Raw genomic sequence first — 14,540 nt, 5'->3', positions numbered from 1 at the left:
GGTGCGGCGGTCGTCGCGGCCGCGGTCGTCCCGACGGTCGTCACGGGGTGCCGAGCTGGTGCGGTCGTCACGGCCGCGGTAGCCACCACGGTCGTCACGCGGAGCCGAAGCCCCACGGTCGTCACGACCCCGGTACCCACCACGGTCGTCACGCGGAGCGGAGTTGCCGCGGTACCCACCGCGGTCGCCGCCACCGGATCGGTCGTCGCGACCCCGGTACCCGCCGCGGTCGTCACGTGGAGCCGGAGCCCCGCGGTCGTCACGGCCGCGGTAGCCACCACGGTCGTCACGCGGAGCCGAGTTGCCGCGGTAGCCACCACGGTCGTCACGCGGAGCCGCGCTCCCGCGGTCGTCGCGACCCCGGTAGCCACCACGGTCGTCACGCGGAGCGGAGTTGCCCCGGTACCCACCACGGTCATCGCGCGGAGCCGAAGCGCCACGGTCGTCACGGCCCCGGTAGCCACCACGGTCGTCACGCGGAGCGGAGTTGCCGCGGTACCCACCGCGGTCTCCGCCACCGGAACGGTCGTCACGACCCCGGTAGCCGCCGCGGTCGTCACGCGGAGCGGACGCACCACGGTCGTCACGGCCGCGGTAGCCACCACGATCGTCACGCGGAGCGGAGTTGCCGCGGTACCCGCCGCGGTCGCCGCCACCGGACCGGTCATCGCGGCCCCGGTAGCCACCACGGTCGTCACGCGGAGCCGAAGCCCCGCGGTACCCACCACGGTCGTCACGCGGAGCCGAAGCCCCGCGGTACCCACCACGGTCGCCACCACGGTCGTCACGCGACGGGTACCCGCCACGACGGTCGTCGTCCCGCGGCGGGCGTGCGCCCCCACGGTCGTCGCGACCGTACCCGCCGGAGCGGCCACCGGCACCGGAGCCGGCCCCGCCGCGTCCGCCGGCCGGGCGGCCGGAGCGATCTGGGCCTCCTGAGCGTCCGTTGCGGTCGTCTCGGTCTCGGGGCGCGCCGCGCCCCCGGTCGTCAAACCCTGCCATCGGGGATCCTTTCGTTCTGCTCGAAGCCGTCCGCACCGTCGTCCAGGAGGGGCGAGATGAGCGGCAGCTCGTCGAGCGAGTTGATGCCGAGCTGCTGCAGGAGCAGGTCGGACGTGACGTAGTTGATGGCGCCGGTCTCGGCGTCGGTGAACGACTCCTCGATGAGGCCGCGTGCCACCAGGGTCCGGACGACGCCGTCGACGTTGACGGCGCGGATCGCAGCGATCTGCGATCGGGTGATCGGCTGCTTGTAGGCGACGACCGCCAGGGTCTCGAGCGCGGCCTGCGACAACCGCGAGGGTCGCTCGGCCTCGACGAACTGCTCGACCACGGGGTCCAGGTCAGCACGGACGTAGAAGCGCCAACCGCCACCGACCTCGCGCAGTTCGAAGCCGCGGCGGATCGTGCCGTCGACACCGTCGAAGTCCGCGACCAGGCGTTCGATCGCCTGGCGCACGGCGGGGACGGGCGAACCGACGGCGGCACCGAGCGCGACGAGCGACTGGGGCTCGTCCGCGATCATCAGGATGGCCTCGAGCTGGCGGTCGAGCGGGATGGCGGGGTCGTGGATCTCGTGCTCGATCGCGCGGGCGTCGGCCATCTCGTCGGCGCCGCCGGGTTCGGCGCTGGACGTGTCGTGCACGTCATCCGTCATAGTCGGCTCCCAGGTTCGCGAGGCTCTCGTCGGACCAGTCCTCGGCGGTCCACCGCAGTGTCAGCTCCCCGAGCGGCTCGAGCTGCTCGAACGAGATCGACGCGTTCCGGTACAGCTCGAGGATCGCGAGGAAGCGAGCCACCACGATACCCGTCTGGTCGACGCCCGCGACCAGTTCGCGGAACGAGACACCCTCACCATCACGGGTGCGGAGGATCGAGACGACGATCGCGGCCTGCTCACGGATGCTGATGAGCGGCGCGTGCAGGTGGTCGAGGCCGACGGTCGGGATCTCCCGCGGGGCGAAGGCGAGCGTGGCGAGGGCGGCGAAGTCCTGCACGGACAGGGTCCAGACGAGCTCCGGCGTCCGCGCGCGGAACCGCTCCTCGAGCCGGACGCTGCGGACGTGCCGGCGCGACTCGATGCCCCACCGCTCCCCGAACCAGTCGGCGGCCTGCTTGAACGCCCGGTACTGCAGCAGTCGGGCGAACAGCAGGTCGCGGGCTTCGAGCAGGGCGACGTCCTCGGCGTCCACGAGCTCACCCTGCGGCAGCAGCCCGACGATCTTCAGGTCGAGCAGGGTCGCCGCGACGACCAGGAACTCGCTGGCCTCGTCGAGCTCGTCGGCGGACTCGGCCTGCCGGACGTACTGGATGAACTCCCCCGTCACGGCACCGAGCGAGACCTCGGTGATGTCGAGCTCGTGCTTCGTGATGAGCGACAGCAGGAGGTCGAACGGTCCGTCGAAGTTGGTGAGCCGGACCCGGAACCCCGGCTCAGGCGACGGCGCCACGCTGGACGAGCTCTCGTGCGAGCTGCCGGTAGGCGTGGGCGGCAGGGTGGTCCGGCGCGGTCTGCGTGATCGGTCGTGCGGACACCGTGGCGTCCGGGAACTTCACGGTGCGGCCGATGACGGTGTCGAGCACGCGGTCGTCGAAGGTGTCGACGACCCGCTCCATGACTTCGCGCGAGTGCAGCGTGCGCGAGTCGTACATGGTCGCCAGGATGCCGTCGAGCTTGAGCGCCGGGTTCAGGCGGTCGCGCACCTTGTCGATCGTCTCGATGAGCAGCGCGACACCGCGCAGCGCGAAGAACTCGCACTCGAGCGGGATGAGCACGCCGTGCGCAGCGGTCAGGGCGTTCACGGTGAGCAGGCCGAGCGACGGCTGGCAGTCGACCAGGATCACGTCGTAGTCGTTCGCGACCTTGCGCAGCACGCTTGCCAGGATCTGCTCGCGGGCGACCTCGTTGACCAGGTGCACCTCGGCCGCGGACAGGTCGATGTTCGCCGGGATGACGTCGAGGCCGGGGGTGTTCGTCGGCTGGATGACCTGGTTCGGGTCCTTCACGGCACCCATGAGCAGGTCGTAGACGGTGTGGATGTCGTGGGTGCGGACACCGAGGCCGGCAGACAGCGCACCCTGCGGGTCGAAGTCCACGGCGAGCACCTTGCGGCCGTACTCCGCGAGCGCGGCACCCAGGTTGATGGCGGTCGTGGTCTTGCCGACGCCGCCCTTCTGGTTGCAGAGCGCGATGATGCGGGCGGGTCCGGTGCTGTCGAGCTCCTCGGGCACGGGGAAGTCCCGGACGGGACGCCCCGTCGGACCGTGGGTGGTCGCGCCGGTGGGGTTGGTCGTCGGGTTCGGGCTCACCCCGTCATCGTACCGGCGACGTCGGGGTGGGCCGGGTCGCACCGCCGCACTGCTGCTCGTCAGGCAGCGCGCAGGGCGACGCGCATGCTGTCGACCCGCTCCGCGATCACGGGGTCGGCCGACCACCGCTGCTGCAGCCGGCCGACGAGCTCGCCGACCTGCTCGCGGTCGAGCCCCGGGTGCAGCGCCAGGCCCACCGTCAGCTCCGGTCCGGCGAACCGGCCGACCGGGTCGCCCGGCGCGAGTTCGACACGGGCCACGCTGGGCTCCCCTTCGACCGAGGCCGCGAAGGCACGGGCCACCTCGGGGTCCTCGAAGCACGGGGTCCACGGCAGGTCCTGCCCGAGTGCCCACACCGCCGGACGACGCAGCACGAACTCGGTCGGCGACTTCGGGTCGAGCACGACGAGCTGGGTGTCCTCGCTCGCCGCGGCCATCGCAACGCGGCGGGACTCCACCGGCACGGGGCGCGCGTCCGGGTCCCACGCGTGCATGGCGTCGACCGAGGTGAACGCGGGCATCACGCTGCGACCGTCGGGGCCGGCGACCGTCACGATCGAGAGTTCCTGGGTCTTGTCGACGAGCTTGCCCGCGTCGGTCTCCCCCACGTCGCCGGCCTCGGCGATGAGCGGGATGAGCAGGCGGGCGGAGCGGAGCGCATCGACGATCGCGGCCTGGGACGCACCGTCAGCGAGTGAGCCGATGGCCGCGACCACCGCGGGGTCGGCGAGTCCGTCGTCGTCCGCGAACGCGGTGTCGTGGTGGTCGAACGTGCGGCCTTCCCACGAGAACCCCGCCGAGTCCGCCGCCCCACCCGGGGTGTGCGCGTCGTCGGTCTCCGGCCCGGTGCCACGACCGTTCGAGATGCCCGCCACGGCGTTACTCCGAGGCGATGTCGAGAGCGGCGGGCAGCGTGAACGCCCCGGAGTACAGCGCCTTGCCGATGATCGCGCCTTCGAGCCCGTACGGCACGAGTTCGCGGAGCGCACGGAGGTCATCGAGGGTGGAGATCCCGCCCGAGGCCACCACGGGCTGGTCGGTCCGGTCGCACACCTGGCGGAGCAGTTCGACGTTCGGGCCCTGCAGCGTGCCGTCCTTCGTGACGTCGGTCACCACGTAGCGGGCACACCCGGCGGCTTCGAGGCGGTCGAGCACCTCCCACAGGTCACCGGCATCCTCGGTCCAGCCGCGGCTCGACAGCGTGGTGCCGCGGACGTCCAGCCCGACGGCGATCTGCTCGCCGTACTCGCCGATCACCCGCGCGGCCCAGTCGGGGTTCTCGAGCGCTGCGGTGCCGAGGTTCACGCGCGCCGCACCGGTCGCCAGGGCCGCTTCGAGCGAGGCGTCGTCGCGGATGCCGCCGGAGAGTTCGACGGAGACCCCCTCGACCTCGCGGATCGCGTGCGCGATCACCCGGCGGTTGTCGCCACGGCCGAAGGCGGCGTCGAGGTCGACGAGGTGGATCCACTCCGCGCCCTGGTCACGCCAGGTGCGGGCAGCGGCGACGGGGTCGCCGTAGCCGGTCTCGCTGCCCGCCTCGCCCTGGGTGAGTCGCACGGCCTGTCCGTCGACGACGTCGACGGCCGGCAGCAGGACGAGGGGCGGGGTGTCGGTGAGGTCGGTCATGGTCCTGTCGGTTTCGTTGCGGTGGAGAAGGGGCGGCGGACAGCCGGGAGGCCCGGGGCGCGTCCGGCACGGCCGTCGCGCCCGGTGCGCGCCGGGTTCAGAGCGAGCGGACCCAGTTGGAGAGCAGGCGGATGCCCGGCTCGCCGGACTTCTCGGGGTGGAACTGCGTGGCGGTGAGCGGTCCGTTCTCGACCGCGGCGATGAACGGCTGCCCGTGCTCGGCCCAGGTCAGGCGGGGCGCACGGAACGGCCCGTAGGCCTCGAGCGGGAAGTCGGTCACGCCGTAGGAGTGCACGAAGTAGAAGCGCTCGTCGTGCAGGCCGTCGAACAGCACGGAGTCCTCGGGCGCCTGCACGGTGTTCCAGCCCATGTGCGGGAGCACCTCGGCCTGGATCTCCTGCACGGTGCCGGGCCACTGGCCGAGCCCTTCGACGTCGGCACCGCGCTCGATGCCCCGCGAGAACAGGACCTGCATGCCGACGCAGATGCCGAGCACCGGGCGCCCGCCTGCCAGGCGGTGGTCGACGATCTCGCCGCCCTGCACGCCCTCGAGCTGGTCGATGACAGCCGCGAACGCCCCGACACCGGGGACGAGCAGGCCGTCAGCCTTGAGCGCCGCCTGCTTGTCCGAGGTCAGGGTGACGTCAGCCCCGGCGCGCTCGAGCGCCTTGGCGGCGGAGTGGACGTTGCCCGACCCGTAGTCGAGGACGACGACGTTCGGCTTGGCGGCGGTCACAGGGCGCCCTTCGTGGACGGGATGCCGTCGACGCGCGGGTCCAGCTCGACCGCCTTGCGCATGGCCCGGGCGAACGCCTTGAACTCGGCTTCGGCGATGTGGTGGGGGTCGCGGCCCTCGAGCACGCGGACGTGGACGGTGATCCCGGCGTTGAACGTGATCGCCTCGAACACGTGGCGGACCATCGAGCCGGTGAAGTGTCCGCCGATGCGGTGGAACTCGAAGCCCGCGGGCTCGCCGGAGTGCACCAGGAACGGACGCCCGGAGACGTCGACGACGGCCTGGGCCAGCGCTTCGTCCAACGGGACCAGGGCATCGCCGTACCGGCCGATGCCGGAGCGGTCGCCGAGGGCCTGCTTGATCGCCTGTCCGAGCACGATGCCGGTGTCCTCGACCGTGTGGTGCACGTCGATGTCGGTGTCACCCGTGGAGCGCACGCGCAGGTCGATCAGGGAGTGCTTGCTGAACGCGGTCAGCATGTGGTCGAAGAACGGGACGGAGGTCGAGATCGACGAGGTCCCGGTGCCGTCCAGGTCGAGCTCGAGTTCGACACTCGATTCGCTCGTCGAACGGCTGAACGAGGCGGTGCGGGCGGTCATGCGTCAACCCTAACCGGCGGCTGCTCGGCGGCGACCTGCCGCATGGCGTCGAGGAACGCGGTCGTCTCGGCTTCGGTCCCCGCACTCACCCGCAGGTGGTTCGGGATCCCGAGGTCGCGCACGATGACGTCGCGCTCGAGCAGCGCCTCGAACGCAGCGTTCGGGTCGGCGACTCCGCCGAACAGGACGAAGTTCGACCAGGTCTCGTAGGTCCGGTACCCCATGCCCTGGAGCTCGGTGACCATACGGTCGCGCTGGCCCTTGATGTCGTCGACCATCGCCAGCATCTCGGGGGCGTGCCGGAGTGCCGCGATCGCTGCCGCCTGCGTCAGCGCGGACAGGTGGTACGGCAGCCGGACCAACCGGACGGCGTCGACGACGGCGGGGTGCGCGGCCATGTACCCGACCCGGGCACCGGCGAACGCGAACGCCTTGCTCATCGTGCGGGACACCACCAGGCGCTCACGTCCGGGCAGCAGCGTGAGCGCGCTCGGAGCGTCGGACGGCATGAACTCGGCGTAGGCCTCGTCCACCATCACGATGCCGTCGGTCGCGTCGTAGGCGGCCGCGATCGCCTCGATGTCGAGCGGGGTGCCCGTCGGGTTGTTCGGCCCGCACAGGAACACGATGTCGGGCTTGTGGTCGCGGATGGCTGCGACGACGGTCTCGGGCGAGATGCGGAACTCGTCGTCCCGCTGGGCCGGGATCCACGTGGTGCCGGTACCCGACGCGAGGATCGAGTGCATCGAGTAGGTGGGTGGGAACCCGAGGACCGAGCGACCGGGCCCACCGAACGCCTGCAGGAGCTGCTGCAACACCTCGTTCGACCCGTTCGCCGCCCAGAGCTGCTCGGCGCTCAGGTCGTGCCCGAGGTAGTCCGCCAGGGACTGGCGGAGCTCGGTGAACTCGCGATCCGGGTACCGGTTGACCGTCAGCAGGGCCTGCCGGATCGACTCGATGATGTCAGCGGCGACGTCGTCCGGAACGGGATGCGTGTTCTCGTTGACGTTCAGCTGCACGCGGACGTGCTTCTGCGGGGCGCCGTAGGGGCTCTGCCCGCGCAGGTCGTCTCGGATCGGGAGGTCTTCGAGCGTGAATGCCACCGATCCATCGTAGGCCGCTGTCACCGTGCGACGACCAGCCGTCTGGACGGGGCTGCCCGAGTGACTACTCGCCGTCGGTGTACTTGGTGGGGATGGAGAGCTCTTCGCCGGCCTGCAGCGCCGAACCGTCGAGCGCGTTGAGGCTGACGACGTCCTGCACGAAGTCGCGCGGGTCGGAGTCGGGGGCGGTCTGCTCGGCGAGCTGCCAGAGCGTCTCGCCCGGCTGGATCGTCACGGTCTCGAAGTGGGTGCGGGCGCCGCCGGCGGTGGCGTCACCGGCCGAGGCCTGTCCACCGTTCAGCACGCCGAGGGCGACGACGACGAGGAGCGGGATCGCGGCGAGCGTCGTGAAGACGATGCGGCCGCGACGCGTCAGACGCAGGCGGGTACGCACGGCGGGCGCCGCGGTGCGCTGGATGTCAGCGATGGCGATGGTGCTCATGTCGTTCTTGCCTTCCCGTTCGGTGGAACCGAAGTCCTGTACCGAACATAGTTTCGAATCAGACGACGCACAAGTCCTGGGAGAGGATTTCTGCGGGGTTTTCTTGCGACACGCTCGAACAGGTGTTTGTCCGGCCCTGGCTGGTCGGATACTGTTTCGATCGACTGGGACAAGCCTGACGGGGACCACCGACATTCCCGCCGCGGCCGGACCGGCACCGACGAAAGCGAGACGACGTGGTGGACGAACTGCGGGGCCAGAAGCCGCTGACGCCGAAGCAGCAGGCGATCTTCGACGCGATCCGTGCGTCGATCGCCTCGCGGGGCTACCCGCCGAGCATGCGCGAGATCGGCGACGCCGCCGGGCTCTCCTCGCTCTCCAGCGTCTCCCACCAGCTCGGCCAGCTCGAGCTCGGTGGCTGGATCCGCCGCGACCCGAACCGCCCGCGTGCGCTCGAGGTCCTGGTTGACGAGCCGACCTCCGACGTCGGCGGCCCGGACATCGACGCCACGACGCTCGTGCCGCTCGTCGGCCGGATCGCCGCCGGTGTCCCGATCACCGCCGAGCAGCACGTCGACGAGATCATCCCGCTCCCCCGCCAGCTCGTCGGCACCGGCGAGCTCTTCATGCTCAAGGTCGTCGGTGAGTCGATGATCGACGCCGCGATCTGCGACGGCGACTGGGTCGTCGTCCGGTCGCAGCAGACCGCCGAGAACGGGGACATCGTCGCGGCCATGCTCGACGAAGAGGCGACCGTCAAGGTCTTCCGCCAGCGCGACGGCCACACGTGGCTGCTGCCTCGGAACTCCGCCTTCGAGCCGATCCTCGGCGACGCGGCCTCGGTGCTCGGCAAGGTCGTCGCGGTCCTCCGCTCCCTCTGACCACTGCTCGCGCCGCACCGGCGCGGGACGCCGTCGTCACCGTACGACGCCCCCTGCACGACGAAACGCCGCCGGATTCGGCGGCGTTTCGTGTGTTCCGGGGTGTCTCGGTGACACGACGGCGTCTGACGGACCTGTGACGGGCCTCCAGGCCGCGCGGCAGCGCTCACCAGCGCCAGCCAGTTGCCAGCGCCAGTCGGAGCCGAGGGTCAGACGGTCGGGACGGGCGTGACCACGTAGGGCTCGAGCTCGGTGACCTGCCGTTGGAAGACGCGCACCCGCAGGCGCGTGCCGTCCTCGACGTAGTCGACGGACTCGACCGAGCCGGTGTCGTGCAGCGACGACACCAGGTCACCGCGGTCGTACGGCACCACGATCGTCAGGTCCACGTCGGGCTCGGGCAGGCGGTCCTCGATGACGCTGAGGAGCTCCGGGATGCCCTCACCGGTGCGCGCCGAAACGAACACCGCGTCCGGCACGAGCCCGATGAGCACGAGGCGCTGCGCGTCGTCGATCAGGTCGGCCTTGTTGAACACGACGACCTCCGGGATGTCGCCCGCACCGACGTCACCGATGACCTCGCGAACGGTGGACAGCTGCGCCCCGGGGTCGGGGTGCGAGCCGTCGACCACGTGCACGATGACGTCGGCGTCGCCGACCTCTTCGAGGGTGGAGCGGAAGGCCTCGACCAGCTGGTGCGGCAGGTTGCGCACGAAGCCGACGGTGTCGGCGAACGTGTACTCGCGGCCCTTGGTGCTCTCGGTCCGGCGGACCGTCGCGTCCAGCGTCGCGAACAGCTGGTTCTGCACGAGCACACCCGCGCTCGTCAGTCGGTTGAGCAGTGACGACTTGCCGGCGTTGGTGTAGCCCGCGATCGCGACGCTCGGCACCTCGTTGCGGTTGCGCTCAGCACGCTTGGCCTCACGGGCCGGGGTGAACCCGGCGATCTGCCGGCGGAGCTTCGCCATCCGCGTGTGGATCTTGCGGCGGTCGAGCTCCATCTTCGTCTCACCGGGGCCACGAGAGCCCATGCCAGCGCCTCCGGAGACCTGGCCACCGGCCTGCCGGGACATCGAGTCACCCCAACCGCGCAGTCGAGGCAGCAGGTACTGCAGCTGGGCGAGTTCGACCTGCGCCTTCCCCTCGCGGGTCTTCGCGTGCTGGCTGAAGATGTCGAGGATCACGGCCGTGCGGTCGATGACCTTCACCTTCACGACGTCCTCGAGCGCACGACGCTGCGAGGGTGCCAGTTCGGTGTCGGCGATGACGGTGTCGGCGCCGGTGGCCTTGACGACCATCGCGAGCTCCTGGGCTTTGCCCTTGCCCAGGTAGGTGGCCGGGTCCGGGTTCGGCCGGCGCTGGAGGAGCCCGTCGAGCACCACGGCACCCGCGGTCTCGGCGAGTGCCGCGAGCTCGCGGAGGGAGTTCTCGGCGTCCTGCGCGTCGCCCTGGGGGTACACGCCGATCAGGACGACCTGCTCGAGCCGCAGCTGGCGGTACTCGACCTCGGTGACGTCCTCGAGTTCGGTGGAGAGGCCGGCGACACGGCGCAGCGCCGCACGGTCCTCACGGTCGTACTGGTCGCCGTCGCCCGTCCAGCTGCGATCGTCGGTCGACCGCGTCTGGATCGCCTGGGCGGGCGCGAAGATGGACGATGCTGCGCGGTGGTCTGCGTTGCGCAACACCCTCTCGACGACACCGTCTGCGCTGTCGTCGTTGGTCTGGTGGTTCTGCTGATGGGTATCCGTCATCCTGTGCACAGGCTACCTCCGCAGGCCCGTCGACACACTCGGTTGCCGGTACGGTTCATCCATGGCGAACGACCACTACTTCTCGGCCAACCCCGAGAGCGATGTCCGGCCCCGCCAGGTGGACGTCACGCTCGCCGGTCAGCCCCTCACCCTGTCGACCGCGGCGGGGGTCTTCAGTCCCGACGGCGTCGACCGCGGCACGAAGGTCCTGCTCGGTTCGGTGCCGGCACCCGCTGCTGACGGAGCGCTGCTCGACATCGGCTGCGGCTGGGGGCCGATCGCGATCACCATGGCGCTGCAGTCCCCCGACGCCCACGTCTGGGGCGTCGACGTCAACGAGCGGGTGCTGGGACTCGCCCGGGCCAACGCAGCGACGGCCGGAGCGACGAACGTCACGATCGCGCTGCCCGACGACGTGCCGGCAGACCTGCGGTTCCGGACGATCTGGTCGAACCCGCCGATCCGGGTCGGCAAGGACGAGCTGCACCAGATCCTGCTGACGTGGCTGCCCCGGCTCGAGGTCGGGGGCGATGCCTGGCTCGTCGTGTCGAAGGACCTCGGGGGTGACTCCCTGCAGAAGTGGCTCGTCGGCGCCCTCGGTCCGGGCTTCGCAGTCACGCGCGAGTCGACGGCCAAGGGCTTCCGCGTCCTCCGGGTGCAGCGCAGCACGTAGGGCGCGCGCGACGCGCCCGCGCCGCGCGTCAGACCGTCAGACCGTCAGGTCGCCGGAGAACACGAGCTCAGCGGGCCCGGACAGCGACACGTGCTCGCCGTCCTCGGTCGCCGTCATCCGCACCGTGAGCAGCCCACCCGGCACCCGCACGCGCCAGGTGTCCGGCGCCCCCGCACCGACCCAGTAGCGCGTGGCGAGGGCAGCCGCCACGGCACCGGTGCCGCACGACAGGGTCTCACCGCTCCCCCGCTCGTGCACCCGCATGGTGATCTCGCCGACCCCGTCCTTGATGAGCGGGTCGCCGGGCAGCACGAACTCGACGTTCGCACCGTGCTCGGGCGCCGGTTCGAGCACCGGCAGGAACGTCAGGTCGAGGTCGGCCAGTTCGTCCTCGGTCTCGACGGCGACGACCACGTGCGGGTTGCCCACGTCGATGCCGATGCCGGGGCGCGCCCCATCGAGGTTCTTCGCCCGGACGAGCACGTCGTCGGATCTACCGCCCTCGATGCCCAGGCCCCAGCGGCCGAGGTCGGCCGCGAACCCGTTCGTGGTGCGCTGGATGTCGACCAGCCCCTTGCGGCTGCCGACCGTCAGCGTCTCGCCGGGCGCCAGTTCGACCAGGCCGGACTCGGTCAGGTACCGGGCGAACACGCGGATGCCGTTGCCGCACATCTCGGCGACCGTGCCGTCGGCGTTGTGGTAATCCATGAACCACGTCGCCTCGGGTTCGACGGCGACGAGCGCGCGGCCCTCGGGGATCGCTTCGGACCGCACTGCGCGGATCACGCCGTCCCCGCCCACGCCGAAGCGTCGGTCCGCGATGGCACGGATCCGCTCGGGGGTCAGGTCGACGGTGGCGTCGGGGTCCGCGAACAGGACGAAGTCGTTGCCGGTCCCCTGGCCCTTGGTGAAGTGCAGCTCGGTCACGGCACGATCCTACGGGCCAGTTCCGTCAGGTCACCGCGGTCGGCCCCGGTGACGTCGAGCGTCTCGGCGTCGGCGTACCGGCGGAACCACGACACCTGCCGGCGGGCGTACTTGCGGGTCGCGATGCCCGTCGCCTCGACGGCCTGCTCGCGGGTCGACGTACCGGCGAGCACCTCGAGCGCCTGCGAGTACCCGATGGCGCCGCGCGCGGTCCGGCCCTGCTCGAGTCCCAGCCCGCGGAGCGCCGCGACCTCGTCGACGAGTCCGGCGTCGAACATCCGCGCCGCGCGCTCGTGCAGCGCCGACACGAGCTGCTCGCGGTCGCGTCGCAGGTGCAGGATGCGGGACGGTCGCCAGGCGCGGGGCGCGGCCGGGAGGCTCGGGGTCACGACCTCGGATCGGCTCGCGATCTCGAGTGCACGGATCAACCGCCGTGGGTTGCGTGCGTCGATCGTCGCGGCGGCCGCCGCGTCGAGGGCACGGAGCCGTTCGAGCAGGATGCCCGGGCCGAGCGCGTCGTGCTCGCGCTCCAGCTGCGCACGGAGCTCGGGGTCGGTGCCCGGGAACGCCAGGTCGAACAGCACCGCGGAGACGTAGAGCCCGCTGCCCCCGACCAGGACGGCCACGCCACCGTCGGCCTGGATCCGGTCGACGTCGGTGCGTGCAGCCACCTGGTAGGCGGCGACGCTCGCCTCGTCGGTGACGTCGAGCACGTCGAGCTGGTGGTGCGGGATGCCGTGCCGCTCGGCCAGCGGGAGCTTCGCGGTGCCGATGTCCATGCCGCGGTACAGCTGCATGGCGTCCGCGTTGATGATCTCCGCGTTGCGACCGGTGGCACGCAGGCGCTCGGCGATCGCGATGCCGAGGTCGGACTTCCCCGTGCCCGTGGCTCCGACGACCGCGATCAGGTCGGCCTCGGCGCCGGTACCGGACCCGAGCGTCGAGCCGCTCGACGGCACGCCAGCGGTGGGCTCAGCGTCCGACACGGAGCGTGGGCAGCCCGAGCGAGACCGGACGTGGGCCGTCGGCTGCGGCGCCGGCCGGGGTGGGCACGCCGCAGCTCTCGGCCTGCGCGCGGTCCCAGGCATCTCCGGCCCGGGTTCGTCGGATGCGCAGCGGGGCGTCGTCGTCGGCGAGCAGGAAGTGCGGGGCCGCCCGGGTGATGTCGACGGTGACGACGTCGCCGGGGCGCGGGACCGCGGACCCGGCGGGCACCGTGAAGTGCACGAGCCGGGAGTCCTCCGCGCGACCGGAGAGCCGGCGGGTGGCGTCGTCCTTGCGGCCTTCACCCGAGGCGACGAGCACCTCGACGCTCCGGCCGACCTGCTGTGCGTTCTCTTCCGCCGTGATGCGTTCCTGCAGGGCGACGAGTCGCTCGTACCGCTCCTGCACGATGTGCTTCGGCAGCTGGTCGTCCATCGTCGCCGCGGGCGTGCCGGGGCGGATCGAGTACTGGAACGTGAACGCCGAGGCGAACCGCGCCTGCTCGACGACACGCAGGGTGTCCTCGAAGTCGGCGTCGGTCTCGCCGGGGAACCCGACGATGATGTCGGTGGAGATCGCCGCGTGCGGGATCTTCGCGCGGACGCGGTCGAGGATGCCGAGGAACCGCTCGCTGCGGTAGCTCCGGCGCATGGCCTTGAGCACCCGGTCGGAGCCCGACTGCAGCGGCATGTGCAGCTGGGGCATCACGTTCGGGGTCTCGGCCATCGCGTCGATGACGTCGTCGGTGAACGCTGCCGGGTGCGGGCTGGTGAAACGCACGCGCTCCAGCCCCTGGATGCCACCGGTGGCCCGCAGCAGCTTGCCGAACGCCTGTCGGTCGCCGAACTCGACGCCGTAGGAGTTCACGTTCTGCCCGAGCAGGGTGACCTCGATCGCACCGTCGTCGACGAGCGCCTGGATCTCGGCCAGGACGTCACCGGGGCGGCGGTCCTTCTCCTTGCCACGCAGCGAGGGGACGATGCAGAACGTGCAGGTGTTGTTGCAACCGACCGAGATCGAGACCCAGCCGCTGTGCGTCGAGTCGCGCTTGGTGGGCAGCGTCGACGGGAAGACGTCGAGTGCCTCGAGGATCTCGATCTGCGCCTCGTCGTTGTGCCGCGCCCGCTCGAGCAGGGTCGGCAGCGATCCCATGTTGTGCGTGCCGAAGACCACGTCGACCCACGGCGCCTTCTCGAGGATGACGTTCTTGTCCTTCTGCGCCAGGCACCCGCCGACGGCGATCTGCATGCCGGGGTGATCGCGCTTGATGCCCGCGAGTTGTCCGAGGTTGCCGTACAGCCGGTTGTCCGCGTTCTCGCGCACCGCACAGGTGTTGATGACGACGACGTCGGCCTGTTCGCCGTCCGCCGCGGTGTAGCCCGCGGCCTGCAACGACCCGCTCAACCGCTCGGAGTCGTGCACGTTCATCTGGCACCCGTAGGTGCGGACTTCGTAGGTGCGGGGGCGCGCTGCGACGGTGGCCATGGTCGTCCCAGTGTAGGTCGGAGC

General features: G+C 71.2%; 15 protein-coding genes. 2 read left to right on the top strand and 13 right to left on the bottom strand.

Annotation, left to right across the window (positions count from 1 at the left end; translation table 11 throughout):
• Window positions 1-988: 988 nt before the first annotated feature.
• The 9 genes from scpB to ACL00U_RS05570 form a co-directional block, all read right to left on the bottom strand.
• Window positions 989-1,657 carry an SMC-Scp complex subunit ScpB gene (gene scpB, locus ACL00U_RS05610; RefSeq protein ID WP_017885898.1) on the bottom strand — a complete coding sequence of 223 codons (669 nt, stop codon included), beginning with the start codon at window positions 1,655-1,657 and terminating at the stop codon, window positions 989-991.
• Complete coding sequence (locus ACL00U_RS05605; protein WP_017885899.1) at window positions 1,647-2,450, bottom strand: segregation and condensation protein A; 804 nt, start codon at window positions 2,448-2,450, stop codon at window positions 1,647-1,649. Before ACL00U_RS05605 ends, scpB begins: the two co-directional genes overlap by 11 nt.
• The gene (locus tag ACL00U_RS05600) at window positions 2,434-3,309 is read right to left on the bottom strand and encodes a ParA family protein (RefSeq protein WP_017885900.1); all 876 of its coding nucleotides are present in this window, start codon (window positions 3,307-3,309) and stop codon (window positions 2,434-2,436) included. The genes ACL00U_RS05605 and ACL00U_RS05600 overlap by 17 nt, the downstream gene beginning before the upstream one ends.
• A gap of 59 nt (window positions 3,310-3,368) precedes the next feature.
• Window positions 3,369-4,184 carry an SseB family protein gene (locus ACL00U_RS05595; protein WP_056071245.1) on the bottom strand — a complete coding sequence of 272 codons (816 nt, stop codon included), beginning with the start codon at window positions 4,182-4,184 and terminating at the stop codon, window positions 3,369-3,371.
• 4 nt (window positions 4,185-4,188) lie between these two features.
• Window positions 4,189-4,935, bottom strand: a complete 747-nt coding sequence (gene priA, locus ACL00U_RS05590) for a bifunctional 1-(5-phosphoribosyl)-5-((5-phosphoribosylamino)methylideneamino)imidazole-4-carboxamide isomerase/phosphoribosylanthranilate isomerase PriA (protein ID WP_042538431.1) — start codon at window positions 4,933-4,935, stop codon at window positions 4,189-4,191.
• Window positions 4,936-5,032: 97 nt separating this feature from the next.
• Window positions 5,033-5,671 carry an imidazole glycerol phosphate synthase subunit HisH gene (hisH, locus tag ACL00U_RS05585; RefSeq protein ID WP_017885903.1) on the bottom strand — a complete coding sequence of 213 codons (639 nt, stop codon included), beginning with the start codon at window positions 5,669-5,671 and terminating at the stop codon, window positions 5,033-5,035.
• A complete protein-coding gene (gene hisB, locus ACL00U_RS05580; protein ID WP_412873920.1) occupies window positions 5,668-6,270 on the bottom strand; it encodes an imidazoleglycerol-phosphate dehydratase HisB in 603 nt (200 codons plus the stop codon). Before hisB ends, hisH begins: the two co-directional genes overlap by 4 nt.
• Complete coding sequence (locus ACL00U_RS05575; RefSeq protein ID WP_412873919.1) at window positions 6,267-7,373, bottom strand: histidinol-phosphate transaminase; 1,107 nt, start codon at window positions 7,371-7,373, stop codon at window positions 6,267-6,269. Before ACL00U_RS05575 ends, hisB begins: the two co-directional genes overlap by 4 nt.
• A 64-nt stretch (window positions 7,374-7,437) precedes the next feature.
• The gene (locus ACL00U_RS05570) at window positions 7,438-7,815 is read right to left on the bottom strand and encodes a LysM peptidoglycan-binding domain-containing protein (RefSeq protein WP_056071257.1); all 378 of its coding nucleotides are present in this window, start codon (window positions 7,813-7,815) and stop codon (window positions 7,438-7,440) included.
• Between the two features lie 236 nt (window positions 7,816-8,051).
• Between ACL00U_RS05570 and lexA the strand changes: the two genes are divergently transcribed.
• Entirely contained in the window at window positions 8,052-8,696 is a 645-nt protein-coding gene (lexA, locus tag ACL00U_RS05565) for a transcriptional repressor LexA (RefSeq protein WP_017885907.1), read from the top strand.
• Between the two features lie 209 nt (window positions 8,697-8,905).
• Here lexA and hflX read toward each other — a convergent pair whose 3' ends face one another.
• Window positions 8,906-10,447 carry a GTPase HflX gene (gene hflX / locus ACL00U_RS05560; RefSeq protein ID WP_056071260.1) on the bottom strand — a complete coding sequence of 514 codons (1,542 nt, stop codon included), beginning with the start codon at window positions 10,445-10,447 and terminating at the stop codon, window positions 8,906-8,908.
• Window positions 10,448-10,508: 61 nt separating this feature from the next.
• Between hflX and ACL00U_RS05555 the strand changes: the two genes are divergently transcribed.
• Window positions 10,509-11,120 carry a class I SAM-dependent methyltransferase gene (locus ACL00U_RS05555; RefSeq protein WP_412873918.1) on the top strand — a complete coding sequence of 204 codons (612 nt, stop codon included), beginning with the start codon at window positions 10,509-10,511 and terminating at the stop codon, window positions 11,118-11,120.
• Between the two features lie 36 nt (window positions 11,121-11,156).
• Here the strand turns inward: ACL00U_RS05555 and dapF are convergent, their stop codons facing one another.
• From dapF to miaB, 3 genes are read right to left on the bottom strand one after another with little or no spacing between them, the layout of a single operon-like run.
• The gene (gene dapF / locus ACL00U_RS05550) at window positions 11,157-12,047 is read right to left on the bottom strand and encodes a diaminopimelate epimerase (RefSeq protein ID WP_412873917.1); all 891 of its coding nucleotides are present in this window, start codon (window positions 12,045-12,047) and stop codon (window positions 11,157-11,159) included.
• A complete protein-coding gene (gene miaA / locus ACL00U_RS05545) occupies window positions 12,044-13,033 on the bottom strand; it encodes a tRNA (adenosine(37)-N6)-dimethylallyltransferase MiaA (RefSeq protein ID WP_236559562.1) in 990 nt (329 codons plus the stop codon). Before miaA ends, dapF begins: the two co-directional genes overlap by 4 nt.
• Window positions 13,020-14,516 carry a tRNA (N6-isopentenyl adenosine(37)-C2)-methylthiotransferase MiaB gene (gene miaB / locus ACL00U_RS05540; protein ID WP_042538442.1) on the bottom strand — a complete coding sequence of 499 codons (1,497 nt, stop codon included), beginning with the start codon at window positions 14,514-14,516 and terminating at the stop codon, window positions 13,020-13,022. The genes miaA and miaB overlap by 14 nt, the downstream gene beginning before the upstream one ends.
• Window positions 14,517-14,540 lie beyond the last annotated feature (24 nt).

It is taken from the genome of Curtobacterium poinsettiae (assembly GCF_047226435.1).
GTDB lineage: Bacteria > Actinomycetota > Actinomycetes > Actinomycetales > Microbacteriaceae > Curtobacterium > Curtobacterium poinsettiae.
Note: the sequence above shows the minus strand (reverse complement) of the source record. Positions and strands in the feature narration are given on the sequence as shown.

What these genes read in the sequence shown, in the direction of transcription:
- ACL00U_RS05555 (WP_412873918.1), top strand. Translation starts at nt 10,509, where the DNA reads ATGGCGAACGACCACTACTTCTCGGCCAACCCCGAGAGCGATGTCCGG.
- miaB (WP_042538442.1), bottom strand. Translation starts at nt 14,516, where the DNA reads ATGGCCACCGTCGCAGCGCGCCCCCGCACCTACGAAGTCCGCACCTAC.
- hflX (WP_056071260.1), bottom strand. Translation starts at nt 10,447, where the DNA reads ATGACGGATACCCATCAGCAGAACCACCAGACCAACGACGACAGCGCA.
- hisB (WP_412873920.1), bottom strand. Translation starts at nt 6,270, where the DNA reads ATGACCGCCCGCACCGCCTCGTTCAGCCGTTCGACGAGCGAATCGAGT.
- scpB (WP_017885898.1), bottom strand. Translation starts at nt 1,657, where the DNA reads ATGACGGATGACGTGCACGACACGTCCAGCGCCGAACCCGGCGGCGCC.
- ACL00U_RS05570 (WP_056071257.1), bottom strand. Translation starts at nt 7,815, where the DNA reads ATGAGCACCATCGCCATCGCTGACATCCAGCGCACCGCGGCGCCCGCC.
- priA (WP_042538431.1), bottom strand. Translation starts at nt 4,935, where the DNA reads ATGACCGACCTCACCGACACCCCGCCCCTCGTCCTGCTGCCGGCCGTC.